General features: G+C 39.7%; 25 protein-coding genes. 3 read left to right on the plus strand and 22 right to left on the minus strand.

Going from position 1 to position 22,769, the window contains the following annotated elements; all coding sequences use genetic code 11:
• Positions 1 to 286: 286 nt before the first annotated feature.
• From A6E06_RS08840 to trmJ, 20 genes are all read right to left on the minus strand, one after another.
• Positions 287 to 1,165: a metal-dependent hydrolase gene (locus tag A6E06_RS08840; RefSeq protein ID WP_065592647.1), complete on the minus strand. Its 879-nt coding sequence runs from the start codon at positions 1,163 to 1,165 to the stop codon at positions 287 to 289.
• Between the two features lie 75 nt (positions 1,166 to 1,240).
• On the minus strand, positions 1,241 to 2,743 hold the full coding sequence (der, locus tag A6E06_RS08845; RefSeq protein WP_065592646.1) for a ribosome biogenesis GTPase Der: 1,503 nt from the start codon (positions 2,741 to 2,743) through the stop codon (positions 1,241 to 1,243).
• A 180-nt stretch (positions 2,744 to 2,923) separates the two neighbouring features.
• Positions 2,924 to 4,081, minus strand: a complete 1,158-nt coding sequence (gene bamB, locus A6E06_RS08850) for an outer membrane protein assembly factor BamB (protein ID WP_065592645.1) — start codon at positions 4,079 to 4,081, stop codon at positions 2,924 to 2,926.
• Between the two features lie 10 nt (positions 4,082 to 4,091).
• On the minus strand, positions 4,092 to 4,703 hold the full coding sequence (locus tag A6E06_RS08855) for a tetratricopeptide repeat protein (RefSeq protein WP_065592644.1): 612 nt from the start codon (positions 4,701 to 4,703) through the stop codon (positions 4,092 to 4,094).
• Between the two features lie 11 nt (positions 4,704 to 4,714).
• The gene (gene hisS, locus A6E06_RS08860) at positions 4,715 to 5,983 is read right to left on the minus strand and encodes a histidine--tRNA ligase (RefSeq protein WP_065592643.1); all 1,269 of its coding nucleotides are present in this window, start codon (positions 5,981 to 5,983) and stop codon (positions 4,715 to 4,717) included.
• A gap of 41 nt (positions 5,984 to 6,024) precedes the next feature.
• Positions 6,025 to 7,143 (minus strand): flavodoxin-dependent (E)-4-hydroxy-3-methylbut-2-enyl-diphosphate synthase, encoded by a 1,119-nt coding sequence (ispG, locus tag A6E06_RS08865; protein WP_065592642.1) that lies wholly within the window; start codon positions 7,141 to 7,143, stop codon positions 6,025 to 6,027.
• A gap of 12 nt (positions 7,144 to 7,155) precedes the next feature.
• Entirely contained in the window at positions 7,156 to 8,052 is an 897-nt protein-coding gene (locus tag A6E06_RS08870; protein WP_065592641.1) for a RodZ domain-containing protein, read from the minus strand.
• Positions 8,042 to 8,803, minus strand: coding sequence for a type IV pilus biogenesis/stability protein PilW (pilW, locus tag A6E06_RS08875; RefSeq protein WP_065592640.1), 762 nt, complete (start codon positions 8,801 to 8,803; stop codon positions 8,042 to 8,044). The genes A6E06_RS08870 and pilW overlap by 11 nt, the downstream gene beginning before the upstream one ends.
• 30 nt (positions 8,804 to 8,833) lie before the next feature.
• On the minus strand, positions 8,834 to 9,952 hold the full coding sequence (locus A6E06_RS08880; protein WP_065592639.1) for a bifunctional tRNA (adenosine(37)-C2)-methyltransferase TrmG/ribosomal RNA large subunit methyltransferase RlmN: 1,119 nt from the start codon (positions 9,950 to 9,952) through the stop codon (positions 8,834 to 8,836).
• A 247-nt stretch (positions 9,953 to 10,199) separates the two neighbouring features.
• On the minus strand, positions 10,200 to 10,634 hold the full coding sequence (ndk, locus tag A6E06_RS08885) for a nucleoside-diphosphate kinase (RefSeq protein WP_065592638.1): 435 nt from the start codon (positions 10,632 to 10,634) through the stop codon (positions 10,200 to 10,202).
• A 92-nt stretch (positions 10,635 to 10,726) separates the two neighbouring features.
• On the minus strand, positions 10,727 to 12,013 hold the full coding sequence (pepB, locus tag A6E06_RS08890; RefSeq protein WP_065592637.1) for an aminopeptidase PepB: 1,287 nt from the start codon (positions 12,011 to 12,013) through the stop codon (positions 10,727 to 10,729).
• Positions 12,014 to 12,244: 231 nt separating this feature from the next.
• Positions 12,245 to 12,439: a Fe-S cluster assembly protein IscX gene (gene iscX, locus A6E06_RS08895; RefSeq protein WP_176703495.1), complete on the minus strand. Its 195-nt coding sequence runs from the start codon at positions 12,437 to 12,439 to the stop codon at positions 12,245 to 12,247.
• 124 nt (positions 12,440 to 12,563) lie between these two features.
• Positions 12,564 to 12,902 (minus strand): ISC system 2Fe-2S type ferredoxin, encoded by a 339-nt coding sequence (gene fdx / locus A6E06_RS08900; RefSeq protein WP_065592635.1) that lies wholly within the window; start codon positions 12,900 to 12,902, stop codon positions 12,564 to 12,566.
• Between the two features lie 2 nt (positions 12,903 to 12,904).
• On the minus strand, positions 12,905 to 14,758 hold the full coding sequence (gene hscA, locus A6E06_RS08905; protein ID WP_065592634.1) for a Fe-S protein assembly chaperone HscA: 1,854 nt from the start codon (positions 14,756 to 14,758) through the stop codon (positions 12,905 to 12,907).
• Positions 14,759 to 14,793: 35 nt separating this feature from the next.
• Positions 14,794 to 15,309, minus strand: a complete 516-nt coding sequence (gene hscB, locus A6E06_RS08910) for a co-chaperone HscB (RefSeq protein ID WP_065592633.1) — start codon at positions 15,307 to 15,309, stop codon at positions 14,794 to 14,796.
• Positions 15,310 to 15,324: 15 nt separating this feature from the next.
• Positions 15,325 to 15,648 (minus strand): iron-sulfur cluster assembly protein IscA, encoded by a 324-nt coding sequence (iscA, locus tag A6E06_RS08915; RefSeq protein WP_065592632.1) that lies wholly within the window; start codon positions 15,646 to 15,648, stop codon positions 15,325 to 15,327.
• Between the two features lie 128 nt (positions 15,649 to 15,776).
• The gene (iscU, locus tag A6E06_RS08920) at positions 15,777 to 16,154 is read right to left on the minus strand and encodes a Fe-S cluster assembly scaffold IscU (protein ID WP_012549523.1); all 378 of its coding nucleotides are present in this window, start codon (positions 16,152 to 16,154) and stop codon (positions 15,777 to 15,779) included.
• A 32-nt stretch (positions 16,155 to 16,186) separates the two neighbouring features.
• Entirely contained in the window at positions 16,187 to 17,401 is a 1,215-nt protein-coding gene (locus A6E06_RS08925; RefSeq protein ID WP_065592631.1) for an IscS subfamily cysteine desulfurase, read from the minus strand.
• Between the two features lie 31 nt (positions 17,402 to 17,432).
• Complete coding sequence (iscR, locus tag A6E06_RS08930) at positions 17,433 to 17,939, minus strand: Fe-S cluster assembly transcriptional regulator IscR (RefSeq protein WP_065592630.1); 507 nt, start codon at positions 17,937 to 17,939, stop codon at positions 17,433 to 17,435.
• A 96-nt stretch (positions 17,940 to 18,035) separates the two neighbouring features.
• Complete coding sequence (gene trmJ, locus A6E06_RS08935) at positions 18,036 to 18,773, minus strand: tRNA (cytosine(32)/uridine(32)-2'-O)-methyltransferase TrmJ (protein WP_065592629.1); 738 nt, start codon at positions 18,771 to 18,773, stop codon at positions 18,036 to 18,038.
• A gap of 209 nt (positions 18,774 to 18,982) precedes the next feature.
• Between trmJ and suhB the strand changes: the two genes are divergently transcribed.
• Positions 18,983 to 19,786 (plus strand): inositol-1-monophosphatase, encoded by an 804-nt coding sequence (gene suhB, locus A6E06_RS08940; protein ID WP_065592628.1) that lies wholly within the window; start codon positions 18,983 to 18,985, stop codon positions 19,784 to 19,786.
• 98 nt (positions 19,787 to 19,884) lie between these two features.
• Here the strand turns inward: suhB and truC are convergent, their stop codons facing one another.
• A complete protein-coding gene (truC, locus tag A6E06_RS08945) occupies positions 19,885 to 20,658 on the minus strand; it encodes a tRNA pseudouridine(65) synthase TruC (protein WP_176713281.1) in 774 nt (257 codons plus the stop codon).
• A gap of 14 nt (positions 20,659 to 20,672) precedes the next feature.
• Entirely contained in the window at positions 20,673 to 20,993 is a 321-nt protein-coding gene (locus A6E06_RS08950; protein ID WP_065592661.1) for a YqcC family protein, read from the minus strand.
• A gap of 102 nt (positions 20,994 to 21,095) precedes the next feature.
• Between A6E06_RS08950 and A6E06_RS08955 the strand changes: the two genes are divergently transcribed.
• Together A6E06_RS08955 and A6E06_RS08960 are read left to right on the plus strand one after the other, a co-directional pair.
• Complete coding sequence (locus tag A6E06_RS08955) at positions 21,096 to 22,133, plus strand: DUF3549 family protein (protein WP_065592626.1); 1,038 nt, start codon at positions 21,096 to 21,098, stop codon at positions 22,131 to 22,133.
• Positions 22,134 to 22,137: 4 nt separating this feature from the next.
• Positions 22,138 to 22,446, plus strand: a complete 309-nt coding sequence (locus A6E06_RS08960; protein ID WP_065592625.1) for a DUF3301 domain-containing protein — start codon at positions 22,138 to 22,140, stop codon at positions 22,444 to 22,446.
• The last annotated feature ends 323 nt before the right edge of the window (positions 22,447 to 22,769 follow it).

Raw genomic sequence — 22,769 nt, forward strand, 5'->3', positions numbered from 1 at the left:
TTAAAAATAAATACAGACTCTCTGTACACATCAAAGAATGCGGATCTTCATGCTTATTGGGATCTGATCAGCGATCATGCCACTTAAGAACATTTATATAACCACACCCCGAAAGCATTAGTTACATATCCTGTCCTTCAATTTAAAACGATATAATGTTTCAATTAGTGGTTTTAAAACCAGAAGATCCAGAACATCAATCAGCATTAACCTTCTCTGTTTTAGTGGAAAAAACGCAAATTACACAAAATGCAAAATAAGAATTACATCTTATGTAATTTCAACTTTAAATTCGTTTTTTCGAATGAGTCAGCATTAATAATTCTTGTTCACCTTGTGTTTTCAGCTCAACTTTAATCTCTTGATATTCTTTAAATGAAGAGACATGAGTTCCACCACAAGGAAGTTTTACTACACCATCTATACCAAAATCTGCAATCCAGTAACGTGAATCGGTTAACGCTTTACCTTCACATTCAATAGAAACTTCATTTTCTAAGGCTAACCACACAGTTATCTGCTGATTTACTTGCTCAGTAATAGAGCTAAGATCAGCCATCAGTTCAGCACTATTCAAGCCACGCTTACGTAATGTTTTTCCTAGACGGTAAACGTCTTCACACTGATCTTCTGTGACAAAACTGGTTTCCTGTGCATAGCTATTAAAATTGTGATGTCCTAATTCGTCTTTTCTATCTGCATCCTTACGCCAATAACTTGTATGTAATACTTTATTTAATGCGAGATAAGCGATATGACCTGCACTGTGCCCACGGCTCAATGCATCTTGGTATTCTTTATCAACCGTTAGTTCGACAGTATTTTCTACTGCAATATTAGATTTTTTAGAGATAAAATGCGATACAACAAACACCCACCCCGCTTCTCCACGTTTAATTGGGATATCTTTATCTATATATAGCTCACCGGTTGCCAATTCAATCGCACCCGTTTGACAAGCAAGTACTGGGTATTTAATCCCATTAATCACGACAGTACCTTTATCTTCAGGATGATCAGGCCAGATGTGGCTAACTGGATGAAAGGGCGTTTCTTTAGTAACAAACCATGTCCCTTGGTCTGTTTCTTTAATTAATTGAACAACTGACGTGTGTTGCCATGTGTTATGACAAAAAAGAATCTCTGTTGCTGATAGCTCTATCATAAATTTCACCTAAAAAAAACGCCCAACAAGGTGGGCGTTTTATTATTGACTATGTATAAGTAAGGTAATTAAAAATTACTTTTTATTACGGTTTTTCACCGCGCCAACTAGGCGCTTGCGTTGACGCTCTTGAGATAGAGTCAACTTGCCACCGCGATCTTCAAATGGGTTTTCACTATTCTGGAATTGAATACGAATAGGTGTGCCCATTATTTCTAATGATTTACGGAAGTAGTTCATTAAGAAACGTTTGTAAGAAGATGGTAATTCTTTTACTTGGTTACCGTGAATAACGATAAGCGGTGGGTTATAACCACCTGCGTGTGCATATTTCAATTTCACACGACGGCCACGAACCATTGGCGGTTGGTGATCATCTTGAGCCATTTTCATAACACGAGTAAGAACAGATGTACCTACACGTTTAGTTGCTGAAACATACGCTTCTTGTACTGATTCATATAAATGACCAACACCTGTACCATGCAACGCTGAAATAAAGTGCAGACGAGCAAAATCAACGAAACCTAGACGACGGTCTAGCTCAGATTTCACTTTTTCCTTAACTTCATTATCAAGACCATCCCACTTATTCACTGCAATCACTAATGAACGACCGGCGTTCAATGCAAAGCCTAATAAGCTTAGATCTTGATCTGAGATGTTTTCACGAGCATCGATAACAAGCAATACTACGTTAGCATCTTCAACCGCTTTCAATGTTTTGATTACAGAGAATTTCTCAACCGTTTCATTGATACGGCCACGGCGACGAACACCTGCAGTATCAATAAGTACGTATTCTTGACCTTCACGTTCCATTGGAATGTAAATAGAATCACGAGTAGTACCTGGCATATCGTAAACAACCACACGCTCTTCACCTAAAATACGGTTAATTAGCGTTGATTTACCTACGTTAGGACGACCGATAATCGCAAGTTTGATTGGTTGGTCTTGAAGGCGAGCAAAGTCTTTTTCTGCATCTTCTTCTGTTAAATCTTTTTCTTCTTCGTCAAAATCTTCAAATTCAGTAAGATCCATGATCTCACCATTTTCATCTTTCAAAGATTCTTGAATTAACTCTTCCATGAAAGGAGCAAGAGCCAACTCAAGTAGAGACGTTACACCACGACCATGTGATGCTGCAATTTGATAAACTTTATTCATCCCTAATTGCCAGAACTCAGCACTTGCTGCATCGGCATCAATACCATCGATCTTATTTACTACTAAGAACGTTGGTTTTTCGCGTGAGCGTAAGTGTTTTGCAATCGCTTCATCAGATGATGTTAAACCAGCACGGCCATCAACCATAAATAACACAACATCAGCTTCTTCAATCGCAGCTAATGACTGTTCAGCCATTTTAGTTTCTACACCTTCTTCAGTTCCATCAATACCGCCGGTATCGATCAAAATGAATTCAAGTTCTTCTAACTTAGCACGACCGTACTTACGGTCACGAGTTAAACCTGGAAAGTCAGCAACTAATGCATCCCTTGTGCGTGTAACACGGTTAAACAGCGTCGACTTACCAACATTTGGACGCCCTACCAGAGCAACAACAGGAATCATATATACCTCTTAATTTAATCATAGGCATAGCGCGAGCTAATACCAATTTGATGATAGTTTTTTTAATATGAACGGATAAAAACCATCACCAAATTGGATTATCTTTCACTATCTAAAAACAATAAAAGGCCCCAAAGTCAAAATGACTTGGAGCCAATTCACAATTATAGCAAATAAAACTTATTTAATTCGCATTTTTTTGATATCGCCTTCGCGAGTCACGATTAAAAAGCCATCTTCAACAATAATTGGGGATACTGCGATACCATCACTGTCGATCTCTTGTTGAGAAACGAACAGCCCAGTATCTCTATCTAACCAGTGTAGATAACCTTCACTGTCAGCTAAAACGATATAATTATCAATAATCATCGGTGAGGTCAGCTGACGGTATTCAAGCTCTTCATTGTTCCAAAGTTCAGTACCACTTCGAGCATCAACTGCCACAACGTGATCTTTCTCTGTTACTAAGAAAAGACGTTTACCATCTGACGACATATTTATCGCTGATGAGTAATTACGCTTCCATGCTGGCTGACCAGTACGTAGATCCAGTGCAATTAGCTGACCATTATAGCCAATGGTATATAAGCGCCCACCTAAAATAAGCGGAGAAGCATCAACATCAACTAAACGATCAATTTCAGTTGCGCCTTTTGGTGTGCCTACTGGTTGCTGCCATAACAATTGACCTTTAGAGATCAATGCAGCGGCTAAACGACCATTAGACATACCCCAGAATACACCACCAGAAATACTGACGGGAGCACTATCGCCACGAAGCGTTAAGTTAGGTACTTCACTGTTGATCTGCCATTTTTCATCGCCAGTCTCAGCATCAAAAGCAATTAATGCGCCGCGACTCGTATGAACAATGACATAACCCTCATCTGCTAATGGCTTAGCAAGAACTTCACCATCAACCGTTTTACGCCATAATTCTTCACCTGTTTCTGCATCAAGAGTTATTACCTCTCCATTCTCAGAACCAATGAATACTTTGCCATAAGTTAGGGTTAAACCACCCGACAATCGTGCGGATATATCTTGTTCTAAATCTTGCTCCCAAATGGTTTTACCATTTTCGGGATCAAGTGCTTTAACAAGACCATCACGGCTTGCGACATACACTTTTTGATAAGCATAAACAGGAGTTAAACGTGAAAAATAATGCCCAACCCCATCACCAATTGAACTTGTCCATTCCGTTGTTGGTTCAAATTGATTCTGAACAACAGGAACCGGTGCCATTACGATTGTATCTTCTTCACTCGCACAGCCAAAAAGCATGGAGAAACCAAAGGTACATAATGCCGCTTTTTTTAACACCTTACGCATTCAGTTGTCCTTACTCTGCTAAATCGTCCAGTTTCATTTGAACCGCTTGGTTCATTCCAGCTTGTAGTGCTTCAGTATAAGCAGTACGAGCCGTTGCTATGTCGCCTTGTTCTAGAGCAATATCACCTTTTAGTTCAGCAACACGAGCAGCCCAACTTGTTGATTTAACATTAGCTAATGTCGCTAAAGCGGCATCAAATTGAGTTTGTTCTGCTTGAATACGAGCAGAACGAATTTGAGCCGTCGCAATTAAAGATTCATCTTTACTGTTACTTGCTACCCAATTTAATTGCTCTAGTGCTGCATCAAGTTGACCTGCATCTACTTGAACTTTTGCTAACTGAAGTGCCGCTAATACCGCATACTCACTTTTAGCATGATCGGTAATAAATGCTTGTGTAGATTCAGCCGCTTCTGCACCAGAGGCTTGCAATTCTGTTAGTGTTTTTTCATAAGAAATTGAAGCTGTTTCTTTTGCTTCAATTTGTGTCGATTGGTAATATTTCCAACCTAAAATTGCACCAATACCAACAACGCCACCAACTACGACAGCCTTGCCGTTTTCTTTCCACCAACTTTTAATGGCTTCAACTTGTTGTTCTTCAGTTTCGTAGGCTTCCACGTCCTATCCTCTTAAATCAATTCAGCTAATTTTGCGAATACATCGGCTTGAGCGAACATTTCTTGTTCGCCAGTATGTAAATCTTTTACGTTTACTGTTTGCTCAGCCACTTCACTCTCACCTAAAATAAGAGCAACTGCAGCACCTGCGTTATCAGCACGTTTAAATTGCTTTTTAAAGTTACCACCACCGAAGTGACACATTACTCGTAAACCTGGAACTTGTTCGCGCAGTGACTCAGCCAGTTTCATTCCAGCCATTAGAGTTCCTTCACCAGACGTTACCATGTAAACATCCACTGAACGACGTACATCTGTTAGTTCTAATGTTTCCATTAGTAATACCAAACGCTCTAAGCCCATAGCAAAACCAACGGCAGGAGTTGTTTTACCGCCTAATTGCTCCACTAGGCCATCATAACGACCACCACCACATACCGTGCCTTGAGCGCCTAAACTTTCGGTGATCCACTCAAAAACAGTACGGTTATAATAATCTAATCCACGAACTAAACGTTCATTAACTTGATATTGGATGCCAGCAGCGTCAAGTAGTTCACATAAACCAGAAAAATGTGCTTTTGAATCATCATCTAAATACTCAGATAACTTAGGTGCATCACCTAAAATAGCTTGTACTTCTGGATTTTTAGTATCAAGAACTCGCATTGGGTTTGTGTGCATACGACGTTTGCAATCTTCATCCAACACATCTAGATGCTGTTCTAAAAATTCAACTAATGCGATACGGTAGTTAGCACGAGCCTCTAATGAACCGATAGAGTTCAATTCTAAACGAACGTGTTTATCAATACCTAATTCACGCCATAAACGTGCAGTCATCATGATAAGTTCGGCATCAACATCAGGACCGTTTAGGCCAAAGACTTCAACACCAACTTGGTGAAATTGACGGTAACGACCTTTTTGAGGGCGTTCATGACGGAACATTGGACCCATGTACCATAAGCGCTGTTCTTGGTTGTACAGTAAACCATTTTCAATCCCTGCACGCACACAGCCAGCGGTTCCTTCAGGACGAAGTGTTAAACTATCACCATTACGATCTTCAAACGTGTACATCTCTTTTTCAACAACGTCAGTCACTTCACCGATAGCACGCTTAAATAGATGAGTTTGTTCAACAATAGGCATACGAACTTCGTTGTAACCATATGCACTAATAACGCGTTTAACGCCATCTTCTACTTTATGCCACAATGGCGATTGTGTTGGAAGGCAGTCATTCATGCCTCGAATTGCTTGGATTGCTTTAGCCACGTTCACTTCCCAATGGGTTTTATTTATATCTGGTTTACTAATCAGTCAATCTGATTAACATCAATTTGGTTTTCTTTTGATAACATTGCCGCTTTTGCACGAATTTTTGCTTCTAGCTTATCCACAATATTGTCGTTATCAAAACGCTCTTTCTGACGAATGCCATCTTCATAGAAGGCACTTCTACGATTACTTCCCGCGATCCCCATATGAGACACTTCAGCCTCACCAGGACCGTTTACAACACAACCAATAAGGGAAACGTCCATTGGTGTGATTAAATCTTCTAAACGCTGTTCTAACTCGTTTACTGTTGCAATAACATCAAACTCTTGACGAGAACATGTTGGGCAAGCAATAAAGTTAATACCACGAGAACGGATACGCAACGACTTTAATATATCAAAGCCAACTTTGATCTCTTCAATAGGATCTGCTGCCAATGAAATACGTAGAGTATCACCAATACCTTCAGACAATAACATGCCTAAACCAACGGCTGATTTAACAGAACCTGCACGAGCTCCGCCCGCTTCAGTAATGCCTAAGTGCAATGGTTGAGCAATTTGTTTTGCTAATAAACGGTAAGAGTCGACTGCTAAGAAAACATCTGATGCTTTTACGCTGACTTTAAATTGATCAAAGTTCATTCTTTCTAAAATATCTACATGGCGCATTGCCGACTCAAGTAACGCTTGGGCCGTTGGCTCTTTGTATTTAATTTGAATGTCTTTTTCTAATGAACCGCCATTCACGCCAATGCGAATAGGAATGTTTTTATCTTTTGCACAATCAACAACAGAACGAATACGCTGCTCGTTACCAATATTACCAGGGTTGATACGCAAGCAATCAACACCATACTCCGCTACTTGTAACGCGATACGGTAATCAAAATGAATATCAGCGACTAATGGCACTGACACTTGCTGTTTAATTAACTTAAACGCTTCCGCAGCATCCATCGTTGGAACCGAAACTCGTACAATGTCAGCACCGACTTTTTGAAGTGCATTAATTTGTGCAACGGTAGCTGCAACATCAGTCGTTAACGTATTTGTCATAGACTGAACAGCGATAGGTGCGCCATCACCAATAGGCACATTACCCACATAAATGCGGGTAGATTGGCGACGTTTGATTGGGGACTCTATATGCATGGAATCAACTCATTATTGAGGTAGGGTTAATCGTGCAACTTTACCAGCTGGGTATGCTGATAAATCAACAGGCTTACCTTTATAAGTTAGGGTTACAGCGCTTGGTGCACCGATAACTAATTTATAAGGCGCTTTACCTGTTAACTTTAATGTTTGATTTGTTTTTTTAACGCCCGAGTACAAACGGTTGTTTGAGGCATCTTGAACTTGTAACCAGCAATCACTCTTGAATGTCATAACAACATCTTCACTAACTATTGCTATTTTATCTTCAACTTTTTCTTCAGAAACCGCTGCCGTTTCTGGCTTTTTTACGATTTCTTTTTCAAGTGCTTCTGGAGACGTTTCTAATTCAGACATATTCGTATCAACGTCAAGCATCTCTGCTTCATCTAGAGGAGCAGCAGTCTCTGTTTCTGTCTTTTGAATTGTAGAATCCATTGATTCAGCTGTAGTCACTTCGCTGATCAATTCAGCATCATTACCACTCTCTAATTGAGCTTGTTCTTGCCACCACCATAGAACAGACATTCCCAGAATAATTGCAAAAATTACCCACGTCAGTTTCATAATACGATTATCGTGCTTTTCTCTTTTCGTCTTTCGAGAAAAGCTTTGCATATCATGTTGCTCTATTTTGGCTTTACCTAATTGATCTAATGCGTTTAGAACTTCAATTTCAGGTACATTTACCATTTTAGCGTAAGAGCGATAGTAGCCACGCGTAAAGGTGGCCAGCTTTCCCATATCAAATAGATCTGCTTCTATTTGCTCTAGAACTTCTACTCGTAAACGTAAGCGAGAAGAAACATCTTCTCGAGTTAACCCTAATGCTTCACGAGCTTCTTTTAATAGCAGCCCTGGAGCGACAATTGTTTCTACTTTTTCTTCAATATTTTCAGGAGTCATAATTTAAATAATTCTGATATTCTCTGGAGTCCGGATATTTTTTCCCGAGTAAATCTGCGTATTTTTTAACTAAATGCGCATTGCCTGCTTTTTTTTCTAATTCTATGAGTAAGCTTAGGCTAACGGGTTTGTATCCGTACTTCTTAGTAAATTTAAACAGCGCAATTCTCGGTTCTGAATAGTTACCTTCATCAATATTCAATTTAGCCAATTGAAGGGTGGAACGAACGCGATTCGGATCGTGAGCCAATGAGCGCTCAAAATACGTTTTTGCTGTCACTTTATCCCCACTACCTAACGCACACATTGCGGCATTTTCATAACTTGCCGAAACAAGATAGTAGTAAGGTTGGTCTATTGCTTGAGTAAACTTCTGTTGAGCTTCCTCATATCGGCCATTTTTGCAAAGAAAAACGCCGTAGTTATTTAATACATTACCATTTTTTGACGAAGAACGTAATGCTCGTTTATAAGCCTTTTCCGCTAATTCGTTTTCATCTACTTGTTGATAATAATAGGCAAGGGAAGTTTGAGAGCGGTAATAGTCGGGAGCGTATCGTACAGCCAGTTCCAAATTTTCACGGGCTTTTATCATATTACCCGCATTTAAATAGCTTAATCCAAGAGTAACTCGAGCTTCAGCAGCTCGAATTATCTCAGCGTCGGTCATCTCATCGGATTCATTTACCGTGACACAACCGGCACTTACTAACAAACTCACCGTTAGTAGCGCGACTCTCCATTTTCTCATTCTGCCTTCCCTTGCTGTTATACAATAAGGTTAAACAGTTTTAACAGGGATAGCCTCACCTTGCTGTTTAACTTGAGTACGTTTAGTTCTATCGATTACATCACCCACTAATTGACCACAAGCGGCATCAATATCATCACCACGAGTTTTACGAACTGTTACCGTAAAATCATATTCCATTAGTGTTTTCATGAATCGATCGATACGTGAATTACTTGGCTTCTTGTATGGTGACCCAGGATATGGGTTAAATGGAATCAAATTAATCTTTGCAGGGGTATCTTTTAGCAATTCTGCGAGTTGTCTTGCATGATCCATATCGTCATTAATATGATCTAAAAGTACGTACTCTACCGTTACGCGTCCACGGTTAGCATTTGATGATGCAATGTATTCACGAACACACGCTAAAAACGCGTCGATATTCCAACGATCATTAATTGGCATAATCTCACTGCGCAATTTATCGGTTGGAGCGTGAAGAGAAATAGCTAAAGCAACGTCAACTTTACCAATCATTTGTTCTAAACCAGAAACGACACCTGATGTAGAGACGGTTACACGACGTTTAGATAAACCAAAACCTAGATCATCAAGCATGATATCTAATGATGGAATTAGGTTTTTCATGTTAAGTAATGGTTCGCCCATGCCCATCATTACAACATTCGTAATTGGACGACGACCCGTTTCTTTTTCTAGACCAATTTCACGAGCTGCACGCCAAATTTGGCCTACAATTTCAGACACTTTAAGGTTACGGTTAAAACCTTGTTGAGCAGTTGAGCAGAATGTACAAGCAAGTGCACAACCTACTTGAGAAGAGACGCATAACGTTGCACGATCACCATCAGGGATATAAACCGTTTCAACATCTTGATCGCCAACTTTCATTGCCCACTTGATAGTGCCATCTACAGAATGCTGAGCTTCAGATACGTAAGGAGCACGGATCTCACACTTATGCTTTAGTTTTTCACGAAGTTTTTTGTTGATATTGTTCATTTGATCGAAGTCATCACAACCAAAGTGATACATCCACTTCATGATTTGATCTGCACGGAAGGCCTTCTCTCCTAATTCCTCAGAAAAAAATGCTCGAAGTCCTTTACGATCAAAGTCCAGTAGATTGATTTTAGCTGTAGTCATGTTGCCTCTCTGATAAATAACATCACCGCGAATATCGGGCGCAGAATTGTACAAGTTTTGGGGGCATATTGCTAGAGGTTCGAGGTATTGCTGGGGATCAAAGAATAGAAACTATATGCACTTCGTGCCTAGATACTATAAGAGCAGATATACAACCAGTGTAAAAGAGTCTGCTCTTATAGAGAGCGAAGCGATTAATTCCTAGTTAATATAGAAACCTTAGCTTCGCTTATTTTTTAACATGATTTTATTCCGCTGGACGCGGACAAATTTCATCGCCAGCGAAGAAGTATGCAATTTCACGTGCTGCTGATTCAGGACTATCAGCGCCATGAACAGAGTTATGACGCATACTGATCGCATAATCAGCACGAAGTGATCCACAAGCGGCTTCTGTTGGGTTTGTTTTACCCATTAATTCACGATAACGAACAACCGCATTTTCACCTTCCAATACCTGTACCATTACTGGACCAGAAATCATGTAAGCAACTAGGTCATTAAAGAATTCTTTGCCTTCATGCTCTGCGTAAAAACCTTCAGCTTGTTCCTTAGTTAGATGTAACATTTTAGCAGCAACAACTTGCATACCTGTTTTTTCAATACGACGGTAAATTGCACCAATAAGATTACGCTTAACGGCATCGGGTTTTACAATTGAAAAAGTACGTTCTATTGTCATTTTACTTTCCTTTTTTCGAATTTCATTACTTCTTTTGAAGCTATTATAGTTATAAGAAAAAAGACCGAGTTTATGGCTCGATCTTTTCTGCGTTATTTTGTAAGTAGGTTCGCCAATGTCCTTACACCAACACCTGTTGCTCCGGCTGACCATTTATCAGAAGGCGATGTACGATATGTTGCTGAACAATCCATATGTAACCATCCTTTTTTATAATCATCAACAAAATAAGAAAGGAAGGCTGCTGCAGTACTAGCCCCTGGTGAATATGTGCCAGACCCAATATTTGCTAAGTCTGCAAAATTCGATGGTAGCATAGCGCGGTGAAATTCCATTAATGGTAAACGCCACAGTCCTTCGTTTTCTTCCTGGGCTGATAACAATGCTTTTTGGCTTAATTCATCATCAAAACTTAATAATGAATGAAAATCATTACCAACGGCCATTTTAGCCGACCCTGTTAATGTTGCACAATCAATAATTAATTCTGGATTCTGTGCTGAAGCAAATTGAAGACCGTCGGCTAATACTAATCGCCCTTCTGCATCTGTATTTAATATCTCTACCGTTTTGCCATTCTTATAGGTAATGACATCACCTAATTTTAATGCTCGACCTGAGATCATATTTTCAGCACAGCATAGAATTAACTTAACACGCTTATCTAAACCACGAAGAATAGACATAGCAAGACCGGCAGTTGCTAGTGCAGAACCACCCATATCAGACTTCATTGATGCCATTCCACCTGATGGTTTAATGCTGTATCCACCTGAATCAAACGTGATCCCCTTACCAACAAGACAAGCGAATACAGGGGCATCAACATCACCTGTTGGGTTGTAATCCAATTGCAGCATCGCTGAAGTGCGCTCAGATCCGCGGCCAACAGCATAAGTACCAGTCCAACCTTCCGTTAAAAGATCTTTATCTTTTACAATTTTAGTTGTCACTGTTCCTGCTGGCGCCACTGACTTAATAAACTCAGAAGCCATCGTTGCCAATTGACGTGGCGCGACTTCTTCCGCTGTTTTATTGATGATGTCGCGTGTCCAGTTAGTCGTTAAAATACGTGCCTTCAGCTCATTTTCATCCACATCAGGTAATGCAGCCCAAGTCACATCGTTGTTCTTTTTAGAATTACGGAAACCCTGAATAAAAGACCAAATAGATTCAAGATCCCAATCTGACCCTTTTAATTCAACCTCAACAATGCCTTGGCCGTTTAACTTTCTAGCCGCTTGTTGAATTGCACTGCACACATCAGTATTTACACAGTGAATGACTGCGCCTTCAGCGGCAAATGAAATTAGCGCATTATCACCCCAATGAGCTGCTGCTACTTCTGTTGAAAGTTGTACTGTCATCTTTTGTGACATGGTGGATCTCCTTTAAATACGCAATAACTCCATATAATCACACAAGTTACCATGGTGATCTTTTATATTACGCGAATATCAAATAGGCATAAGCGAACAGAATGTTCGTTTTTATCTAATTTGCCTATTTTACCTTAGCGATACAAGGCGTTTACACAAAATGTAAGAGATTGATCTAGCCAATTGGTGGGATTTTATACGTTATAAGCTAGATCAATTAATACAACGAAATTAATCTCGTTCATCCATCCAACAGAGCATTATCGCTTCGAGTATCTTCTCACCAGAATGATTTGGATCGTCTTCAAATTCATCTAACGCCATCACCCATTCTCTTAAATCGGTAAAGCGAACAGTTTGTGGATCTATTTCAGGGTATTTTTCTGATAATTCTATTGCTATATCTCGTGAATCTATCCATTTCATGCTCATAATTTCATCCTTAATTACGTTATTACAGATATAAAAAAAGGTAAGTTCTGAAAGGTAAGTTCATCACTCACTCTTCATCCCTTACCTTTATCAAAAGGAACTTAATTAATCGGTAAGATTAATGATCTTCTGATGCTAAGTTTAGTGTATATTTTGGAATTTCTACCACTAAATCTTGTTTTGCCATTCTCGCTTGGCAACCTAGACGAGACTCTGGCTCTAAACCCCATGCTTTATCTAGCATATCATCTTCAAGCTCATCGCTTTCTTCTAGTGAGTCAAACCCTTCACGAATAACAATATGACACGTAGTACATGCACATGATTTCTCACACGCATGCTCAATAGCAATACCATTTTTTAACGCTACGTCTAAAACCGTATCGCCTTCATTGGCTTCAAGCACTGCACCTTCTGGGCATAGCTCACTGTGTGGTAGAACAATAATCTTTGGCATTTCTATACCTCATCAATAGATTGACCGGCTAATGCGGCGCGAATAGAAGCATCCATTCGACGCGCAGCAAACTCTTGGCTTGCTTCATCAGCGTGTTTAATTCCATCTTCAATTGCTTGCGTATCTGTACCTTGACGTACTATGATCAACGCTTCAACTGCTTGTAAAATTTCTGCTTGCTCTTCTTTGGATAGTAATGTGTCGCCATCATTATTAAGCGCAACAACTAACCCTTCGATAACACGATCCGCTTCAACTTGCTGCTCTGCTAATGCACGAGCTTGCATATCTTCTTTAGCAAACGTCATTGAATCTTTCAGCATGTTCGCTACTTCATTATCACTTAAACCATAAGAAGGCTTAACTTGGATATGAGATTGAACACCTGTGCTTTTTTCCATTGCCGTTACAGATAAAAGTCCATCAGCATCCACTTGGTAAGTCACTCGAATATGTGCAGCACCCGCCGTCATCGGTGGAATGCCTTTCAATGAGAAGCGAGCAAGAGAACGACCGTCTTCCACCATTTCACGTTCACCTTGAACAACGTGAACCATCATTCCTGTTTGACCATCTTTAAAGGTCGTAAATTCTTGTGCTTTCGCGACAGGAATAGTGGTATTGCGTGGAATGATTTTTTCAACCAAACCACCCATAGTTTCAATACCTAGAGACAATGGAATAACATCAAGCAGTAACATTTCAGCATCAGGTTTATTACCCACTAAAATATCCGCTTGAATGGCAGCACCAATAGCAACCACTTGGTCAGGGTCAATACTGGTTAATGGCGTTTTACCGAAATAATCACCAACAGAACTGCGAATGATAGGCGTTCTTGTCGAACCGCCAACCATAACCACTTCCATTACTTCTTCTGAGGTAATATCTGCATCTTTTAGAGCGCGACGACAAGCCATTAGCGTTTTCTTCACTAATGATTGAATTAATTGATTAAAGATATCAACCGTAATATTGCCTGACCATTCTTTAAAAGAAACAGTAACTGAATCTGCATCTGACAATGCCACTTTAGTTTCTGTTGCTAATGTTAAAAGCTCACGTTGTTCTTGATTAGAAAGTGCAGATGTAATACCTGCTTGGTTTTTAATCCATTGAGCTAATGCATGATCGAAATCATCACCACCCAGTGCTGAATCACCACCTGTTGCTAATACTTCAAATACGCCTTTTGATAAACGTAAGATTGAAATATCAAATGTCCCACCACCAAGATCATAGACTGCAATAACGCCTTCCTGACCTGAATCTAAGCCATAAGCAATCGCTGCGGCTGTTGGTTCATTTAATAGACGAAGAACAGTTAAGCCTGCTAATGTTGCTGCATCTTTTGTTCCTGCGCGCTGAGCATCATCAAAATAAGCCGGTACTGTAATTACCACACCTTCAAGATCACCACCTAACGTTGCTTGAGCACGATTAGATAACGATTTAAGGATCTCCGCTGATACTTGAACTGGATTAACATCACCTTGAGGTGTACTAATAACAGGTAACCCGTTATCACTTTCTGTAAATTGGTAAGGTAGATCAGGGTAACGCGCTTGAATGTCTTTCAATGAGCGTCCCATTAAACGTTTTACCGAAATAATGGTATTTTGAGGATCAGAAGCGGCTGATTGGTAAGCGTTGGCACCCACACAAATTTTATCGTTTTGATATTGCACCACGGACGGAAGAATTACGTTACCTTTTGTATCAGGTAATGTCTTTGCTTCACCACTTCGAACCGAAGCGACCAATGAGTTAGTTGTGCCTAAATCGATGCCGACTGCTAGTTTATGTTGATGTGGTGCAGCACTTTGTCCAGGCTCAGAAATTTGTAGAAATGCCATGAGTAATATCCTTCACTTAATTAATCTAACAAAGATTAATTTAATAATTTATCTTCTAACTTTTCGACTTCTTGATTTAGCTTATCAATAAACTTTAGTTTACGTACGCTTTGTGCCGCTTCTTGCCATGCATCCGCGTCTAACTGCTGTTCTAACTCAGCCAATTGTGATTTACGCATTGCGGAAACATTTTCAGAAAAATCAAATAGTGCACTTTCAGGATCAGAACTTGATGAGATGTCTTCTAAATCTTCTCGTAGTTCCATCTGTTGCATTAAAAACATTGGATCTTGCATCGTAGTTTGCTCACCACGAATGTCATGACCTTGTTCTGAAAGTAGATATTCTGCACGGGAAACTGGATTTTTTAGCGTTTGATAAGCGTCGTTAATTTGTGCCGCTTTTTGAACGGAAAGCAAGCGGTCACGCTCTGACGAAGTCGCGAAGTTATCGGGATGGAATCGTTTCTGCAATTCACGGAATTGAGCAGAAAGAAGGCCACCATCCAGTTTAAACTGGTTTGGTAGCCCAAATAATTCAAAATGATTCATAGTTAACGTTATGCTCTATACGTTGAAGCTTTCACCACACCCACATTCACTTTTTACGTTTGGATTGTTGAATTGGAAACCTTCATTTAAACCTTCTTTGGCAAAGTCTAATTCTGTTCCATCCATGTAAGCTAGGCTTTTAGGATCGATAATGATTTTTACACCAAACTCTTCAAACACTTCGTCTTCTTCGTTTAGTTCATCAACAAATTCAAGAATATACGCCATACCTGAGCAACCAGAGGTTCTTACGCCTAAACGTAGACCAATGCCTTTCCCTCTGTTTTCAAGAAATGTTTGAACACGGCTTGCTGCTGCTTCAGTAACTGAAATGGCCATACTACAACCTTTACTATATTTGTTTGTGGTCATGGGTGTCGTTAATTTATAACGACCTATATTAAACAATAAAGCGTCATATTTACATAATATAACGTAAACAAGACGCTTTATAATGTTACTTAATCTTAGTGTTTATTACGGTAATCTAGTACCGCTGCTTTAATCGCATCTTCCGCTAAGATTGAACAGTGTACTTTCACTGGTGGTAATTCTAGCTCTTCAGCAATTTCAGCATTTTTCAACGCAGCTGCTTCGTCTAGAGTTTTACCTTTTACCCATTCAGTAACTAATGAGCTTGATGCGATTGCTGAACCACAGCCGTATGTTTTGAATTTTGCATCTTCAATAATACCTTCTGGAGATACCTTGATTTGCAATTTCATTACATCACCACATGCAGGCGCACCAACCATACCACTACCAACCGATGGATCATCTTTTTCAAATGAACCAACGTTACGTGGGTTTTCGTAATGATCGATTACTTTTTCGCTATAAGCCATGATAAATACCTCTAAATTCTGGAACGTCCGTGTTAGTGGTGTGCCCACTCAACCGTGTTTAAGTCGATGCCTTCTTTATACATATCCCATAATGGAGACATATCACGCAGTTTGTTTACTGCTTGGCTAATTTGTGTGATTGCATGATCAATCTCTTCTTCTGTCGTATAACGACCAAATGAGAAACGAATTGAACTGTGTGCTAGCTCATCATTCAGACCTAACGCACGTAATACATACGATGGTTCAAGACTTGCTGACGTACATGCTGAACCTGAAGAAACCGCAAGATCTTTCAGTGCCATTAGCAATGATTCACCTTCAACAAATTCAAAGCTGATGTTTAAGTTATGTGGTACACGTTGGTCTAAATCACCATTAATGTGTACAGCTTCCATATCTTTAACGCCATCAAGAAGACGATCACGCATTGCTAAACAATGATCATAATCTTTTTGCATCTCTTCTTTTGCGATACGACACGCTTCACCCATGCCAACGATTTGATGAGTTGCTAATGTACCAGAACGGAAACCACGCTCATGACCGCCACCGTGCATTTGTGCTTCTAAACGAATACGTGGTTTACGACGAACGTACAATGCACCAATGCCTTTAGGGCCATACATTTTATGAGCAGAAAGAGAGATTAAATCCACTTTCATTTCTTGTACATCAAGAGGGACCTTACCTGCTGATTGTGCTGCATCAACATGGAAAATAATTTTACGTGAACGACAAAGTTCACCAATTGCTGTGATGTCTTGAATCACACCAATTTCATTGTTTACATGCATAATAGAAACAAGCACGGTATCTTCACGCATTGCTGCTTCTAATTTAGCTAGGTCAACTAAACCATTAGATTCTGGGTCTAGGTAAGTAACTTCATAGCCTTCACGCTCAAGTTGACGACATGGGTCAAGAACGGCTTTATGTTCTGTTTTGCAAGTAATTACGTGCTTGCCTTTCTTATGATAGAAATGTGCAGCACCCTTAATTGCAAGGTTATCTGATTCTGTAGCGCCAGATGTAAATACGATCTCACGTGGATCAGCATTTAATAAAGCAGCAATATTGTCACGAGCGGTATCAACCGCTTCTTCAGCCTGCCAGCCGTAACGGTGTGAACGTGATGCTGGATTACCAAAGCATCCATCCATTGTCATATGTTGAACCATTTTATTCGCAACACGCTCATCAACAGGACAAGTCGCCGAATAATCAAAGTAAATTGGCAGTTTCATTTTCATCTCCGAGAATACAGACGTTTGACCGTCAAAAGCGGACATTAACACCCACAGAATTTGTTAATTTAGAACTCGGTGCTAACCCATTATTTAAGGCGGCATCGATATTTTGTCTATCTGATACTTGTTGAACTTCATTATCTATCATGAGTTCACCAAGAGTAATTCCATCTAAGAAGCTACTAATACGAGAACTTAAATCACGCCACAAGGTATGCGTTAAACAACGCGTTCCACCTTGGCAGCCTTCTTTCCCATGACATTTAGTTGCATCAACCGATTCATCAACCGCTGAAATAACCATTCCAACTGCGATTTCATCTGGTTTTAATCCTAAGTGATAACCACCACCTGGACCTCTAACACTAGCAACCAAACCGGCTTTACGTAATTTAGAGAATAATTGTTCAAGATAAGATAATGAAATCCCTTGTCGCTCCGAGATATCGGCAAGTGGCACAGGGCCTTCTTGAGCATGCAGTGCAACATCTAGCATTGCTGTTACAGCATACCTTCCCTTCGAAGTTAATTTCATAAGTTACCTCATATCCACACTATTCGTATGGAATGAAGTTTCCCATACCTGACTATTTTGGTCAAGTATTTATCCCACTATTTTAGTCAAGTATTATTACTTGCTTATATTTTCGTCTTTCATGCTTCTTTCTACTGCGGTTAATATACCGCGTAAAGTGCGTAATTCATGTGTTTCAGGACGGCATCGATTAAACATACGACGCATCTTATTCATCACTTGTCCAGGATGAGCCTTATTTATAAAGTCTGTGTCTGTCATGACTTTTTCAAGGTGTTCATAGAATAATTCTAATTCGAAGTTTAAAGGATATTCAGATTCTGTTGTTTCACCTTTATAAGCTTCGCTATCTAACCAAGCAACGCGTGCTTCATAACTGATTGTTTGTACCGCCATTGCTAAATTTAATGAGCTGTACTCTGGGTTAGCAGGAATGCATACATGAAAATGACATTTCTGTAATTCTTCATTTGTTAATCCTACTCTTTCTCGGCCAAAAATGAATGCGATTGGATGAGACGGTGCTTCTTCTATTGCTTTTACACCTGCTTCACGCGGTTCTAGCATTGGCCATTCAAGTGTTCTTGAGCGTGCACTTGAACCAATAACCAAACCACAATCAGAAATGGCTTCATCTAAAGTATCAACAATGCGAGCACGATTCGCAATATCACTTGCACCAGCAGCTAATGCGATGGCTTGACCATCTACTTCACACTCAGGCGCAACTAATACCATATTAGTTAAACCCATTACTTTCATTGCACGAGCAGCTGACCCAATGTTTCCTGAATGGCTAGTACCAACAAGGACAATACGAATTCTATCTAACATGTTATTTTTCCATATGATGAAAAGAGCCGCCGGATACTACCATAAAGCAATACCCCTTTCTTCTTTATATATAAGAGATTTTAACCTGCTATGGTTTTTTTTGTAATGAACGACACTAACTGAACAAAAAATAAACGCTTCCTTTTAAGCGTTACTTTATGTATACTCGCGGCCGATTTCTGTTCTTTAACATCTTTTGGGATATAACTATGCATCCAATGCTAAATATTGCTATACGTACTGCGCGTAAAGCCGGTGACTTTGTTGCTAAATCTTTTGAGCAAACTGACAAAATTGAAACAACAAAAAAAGGCAATAACGAGTTTATTACGAACATCGAAAACGATGCTCAATATATGCTTATTGATATGATCAAGAAATCTTACCCTGATCACAGCATCATTTCTGAAGAGTCTGGCCTAATCGAAGGCAGAGACGCTGACGTTCAATGGATCATTGACCCATTAGATGGCACTACTAACTTCGTTAAAGGTATCCCACACTTCGCTATCTCTATTGCAGTTCGCATTAAAGGTCGTACAGAAGTTGCTTGTGTATACGATCCAATCCGTAATGAATTATTCACAGCTCAACGTGGTTCTGGTGCTCAACGCAACAACCAACGTGTTCGTGTTCAAGAATTAAAAGACATGAACGAAACAATTCTTGCGACTGGTCTTCCATACCGTCAAAAACAACACGCAGAAAGCTACTCAAAAGTGCTAGGCGCGATGTTTGTTGAATGTGCTGATATCCGTAGCTCTGGCTGTCCTTCTCTAGATTTATGTTACCTAGCTGCAGCTCGCATCGATGGCTTCTTCGCTCTTGGCCTTAAGCCTTGGGAAATGGCAGCAGCAGACCTAATCGCTCGTGAATCTGGCGTTATCTGTACTGACTTCTCTGGCAACACTGACTACATGAAAACTGGCGGCCTAGTAGCTGGTAGCCCACGTATCGTTAAGTCTATGCTTAAGAAAATCCGTGAAAACGGCAGCGAAGCAATGACTAAATAATCTTAATTGATTATCAAGATTTGAATTAAAAATCTTTGTTAAAAAAAGGGAAGTGAGTTTATCTCACTTCCCTTTTTTATTGTCTTTAACCCAGTATTCTATAACTCAATATCCCAACCAAACTCTGCCATTAATCTCTGCCATGTTTCATCAACGCCTGCTTTTATCTCTATATTTTCATTAGTAATAGGGTGAGTAAAACTCAGCCCTGATGCATGTAACAACAAGCGATGGCTGTCCAAATTCTCTTTAAATAATCTATTGTGCTTCCCATCGCCATGAGTCGTATCACCAACAATTGGGTGACGCAAATGTGCCATGTGACGACGGAGCTGATGCTTTCTACCAGTCTGAGGTTTTAGTTCCATAAGACAATAACGACTGGTTGGAAATTTACCCGTTGAATAAGGTAACTCAACTTTAGCGAGTGGCGTGTATTCGGTTATCGCTTCTTTTGCCTCAACCTCTTTTGATGCCTTTTTATCCGCTATTTTATCTAACTGCTCTTTAAGCGGATAATCAAGAGTATCGCTCTCTTCTATCCAGCCACGAACAATAGCGTGGTACGTTTTTTTAATTTCTCTACCTGAAAACAATGGTGAAAATTGAGCAGCAACTTCACTTGATAATGCAAAAAACAAAATGCCTGATGTCGGTTTATCTAAGCGATGTAGCGGGAATACGTGTTGGCCAATTTGATTTCGTAATGTTTGCATCGCAAATACGGTTTCATATTTATCAAGCCATGAACGGTGAACAAGCATTCCTGCCGGTTTATTAATCGCAATTAAATTCTCATCACGGTACACAATCTCTAGCTCAATGGGTTCTGGTTGTATATCGTTTTCGACAGGTTGCTCTTCTTCTAGGATATGTTTATCTATGTTCACAAAATATTACTCAATTTATCAATGGCCTGACAAAGGCTAATAATCTCAGCTTCGCCCTTTTGATTTTTCAGTGTTTCTTCAACATAAGGGGTAATTGAAAATCCTTTTGGCAATGAGTGTCCATTCTCAATTAAGATGAACATCTTGGGAATAAAAATCCATTGCAACCATTCTGTTGACGATAAAGTATCAAGGGCGAAAGGCTCTACACTTGCCAATGCAGCATCCGATGGTGAACTCTCTTGCCAATGTTCATGGTGTTGTAATTGTTCCGTTAACTGCTGCAATAACACAACTAACGATGATGAAGTTGTCATAACCGATTGATCTCGCACTCTCTGATACTTTTAATGACAAAGGATACCATCTTATCAATGGTTGGGTATAATCATGATATTAACCATTGAATAAGACATATCATGGAACAGATTTATACGCTTAGCCAACTTATCCAACAATCAAATTGTGAATACGCTATTTATGATTTAGGTCGTCGCGTGCAACCTATTTCCAATAAACAATTTGAATCGATTGAAGCTGCTCAGCAACCTTATCCTTTTCCACTTCAACGCCATGCTCATTTAGCCATTGCTTATTGGAATGAAGCTAAACAACCTTGGATTTGGTTTTTAAAACTACCTTTGGATGAGCGTGGTTTATTACAACAAGGCGATATTGGTAATTTTATTAAGTATGTAGTTGAAGCTATTGGTGTGTCATTAAGTGGCGATTTAAACGAAGAACAACAACAAAAACTGGCTAACAATCCTTACACCTTTAAGCCCAAAGACGACAAAATGGCCATGTTTCATAGCTTACTACGCTCTGATTTAAAACAATCAATGAGCCAATACTACGAACATGCTCAAACATACCTTTCTGGTAAAAATGGGTGGGATAATTGGCAATTTGTTGGGGTTCAGGGCTTAGCGGATGTTTGTGCTAATTTAAGCAAAGAAAATAATGGTGTCGCATTACGTAAAGCACTATCGCATTTACCAACGACTGTTTTATATGCCACTCTGGGTTGTTTAGAACATGTAGAACTGCCAGAAAAACTAGCACAAACGCAGTTAGATATTGTAAATGATCTTTGTGGTGATGATAATGCTGACCTATTTTTGTTGTCTGCGCATATCCGTGCACTTTCTGGATCTCAACATTCTATTTTAACTCAAGCATTAACGAGTATTCTATCTAGTGAACGGTTGAGCCACCCTGAAGTCTTAGTGGCGATTGCTGGTCGTTGCTGGCTTGGGTTAGAAGACCTTACGACTGCGAATTTATTCTTACTGCGTCTAGCTCAGACGGGTGATCAACAACTCTTCAACCAACTGTTTTCAGATTTAGTTATGCAACCTAAATTACGTATGTGTATGTTACAGATCTTGCATGGAGAAGCAGATCCTAAACTAGCAGATGCCTTATTAACGTTACAACAAACTACCAAGAGCTAATGATATGGATAATCTTTTTGCAATACTTGGCTTAACCTTTTTCTGTTTTCTTTTTTGGCAACAAAGAAGACAATCAGAATACGCCCATCAAGCTATCCAACAGTACTGTAAAAAAATGGAATTGCAGCTATTAAGTGTCGCAAGAGGATCTTATGGTTTTCGCTTACCAAGTGGTAAGAAACGTTTATACACAACGTATGAATTTGAATTTTCTTCTATTGGTGATGACTACTATACGGGTAAATTAATCATGGTAGGCTTTAAAGCAGCAAAGTTTAATTTACCACCGTATCGTATGGCTCAAGAATATTAGTCTAGGTAGGTATTTGATTGAAGATAAGTACTTCATAGAAAATAAAGAAAAACCCCACTAAGCTTTCGCCTAATGGGGTCATAACTCTACTCGCAGCAGTCCCGCTACTTAGGGTGCTCCGTGCATCAAATCCTTGATAGTATGCTGAATCCGTCAGCGTATTCCTTTCATCGCTATCCTAGCGGTGTCCATGATCTAATCCTGATCCGTTAACAATCCGTCGCTAACTCACTTCACTTGTTCCTTGAGCTGTGTCCTTTACATCATCCTGATGTCTAATCCTTCCTCTATCCTAGAGGTGTCCATTATCTTTCCTTAGTAGT

Origin of the sequence: Aliivibrio sp. 1S175, assembly GCF_001690985.1 — a bacterium.
Classification (GTDB): Bacteria; Pseudomonadota; Gammaproteobacteria; order Enterobacterales; family Vibrionaceae; genus Aliivibrio.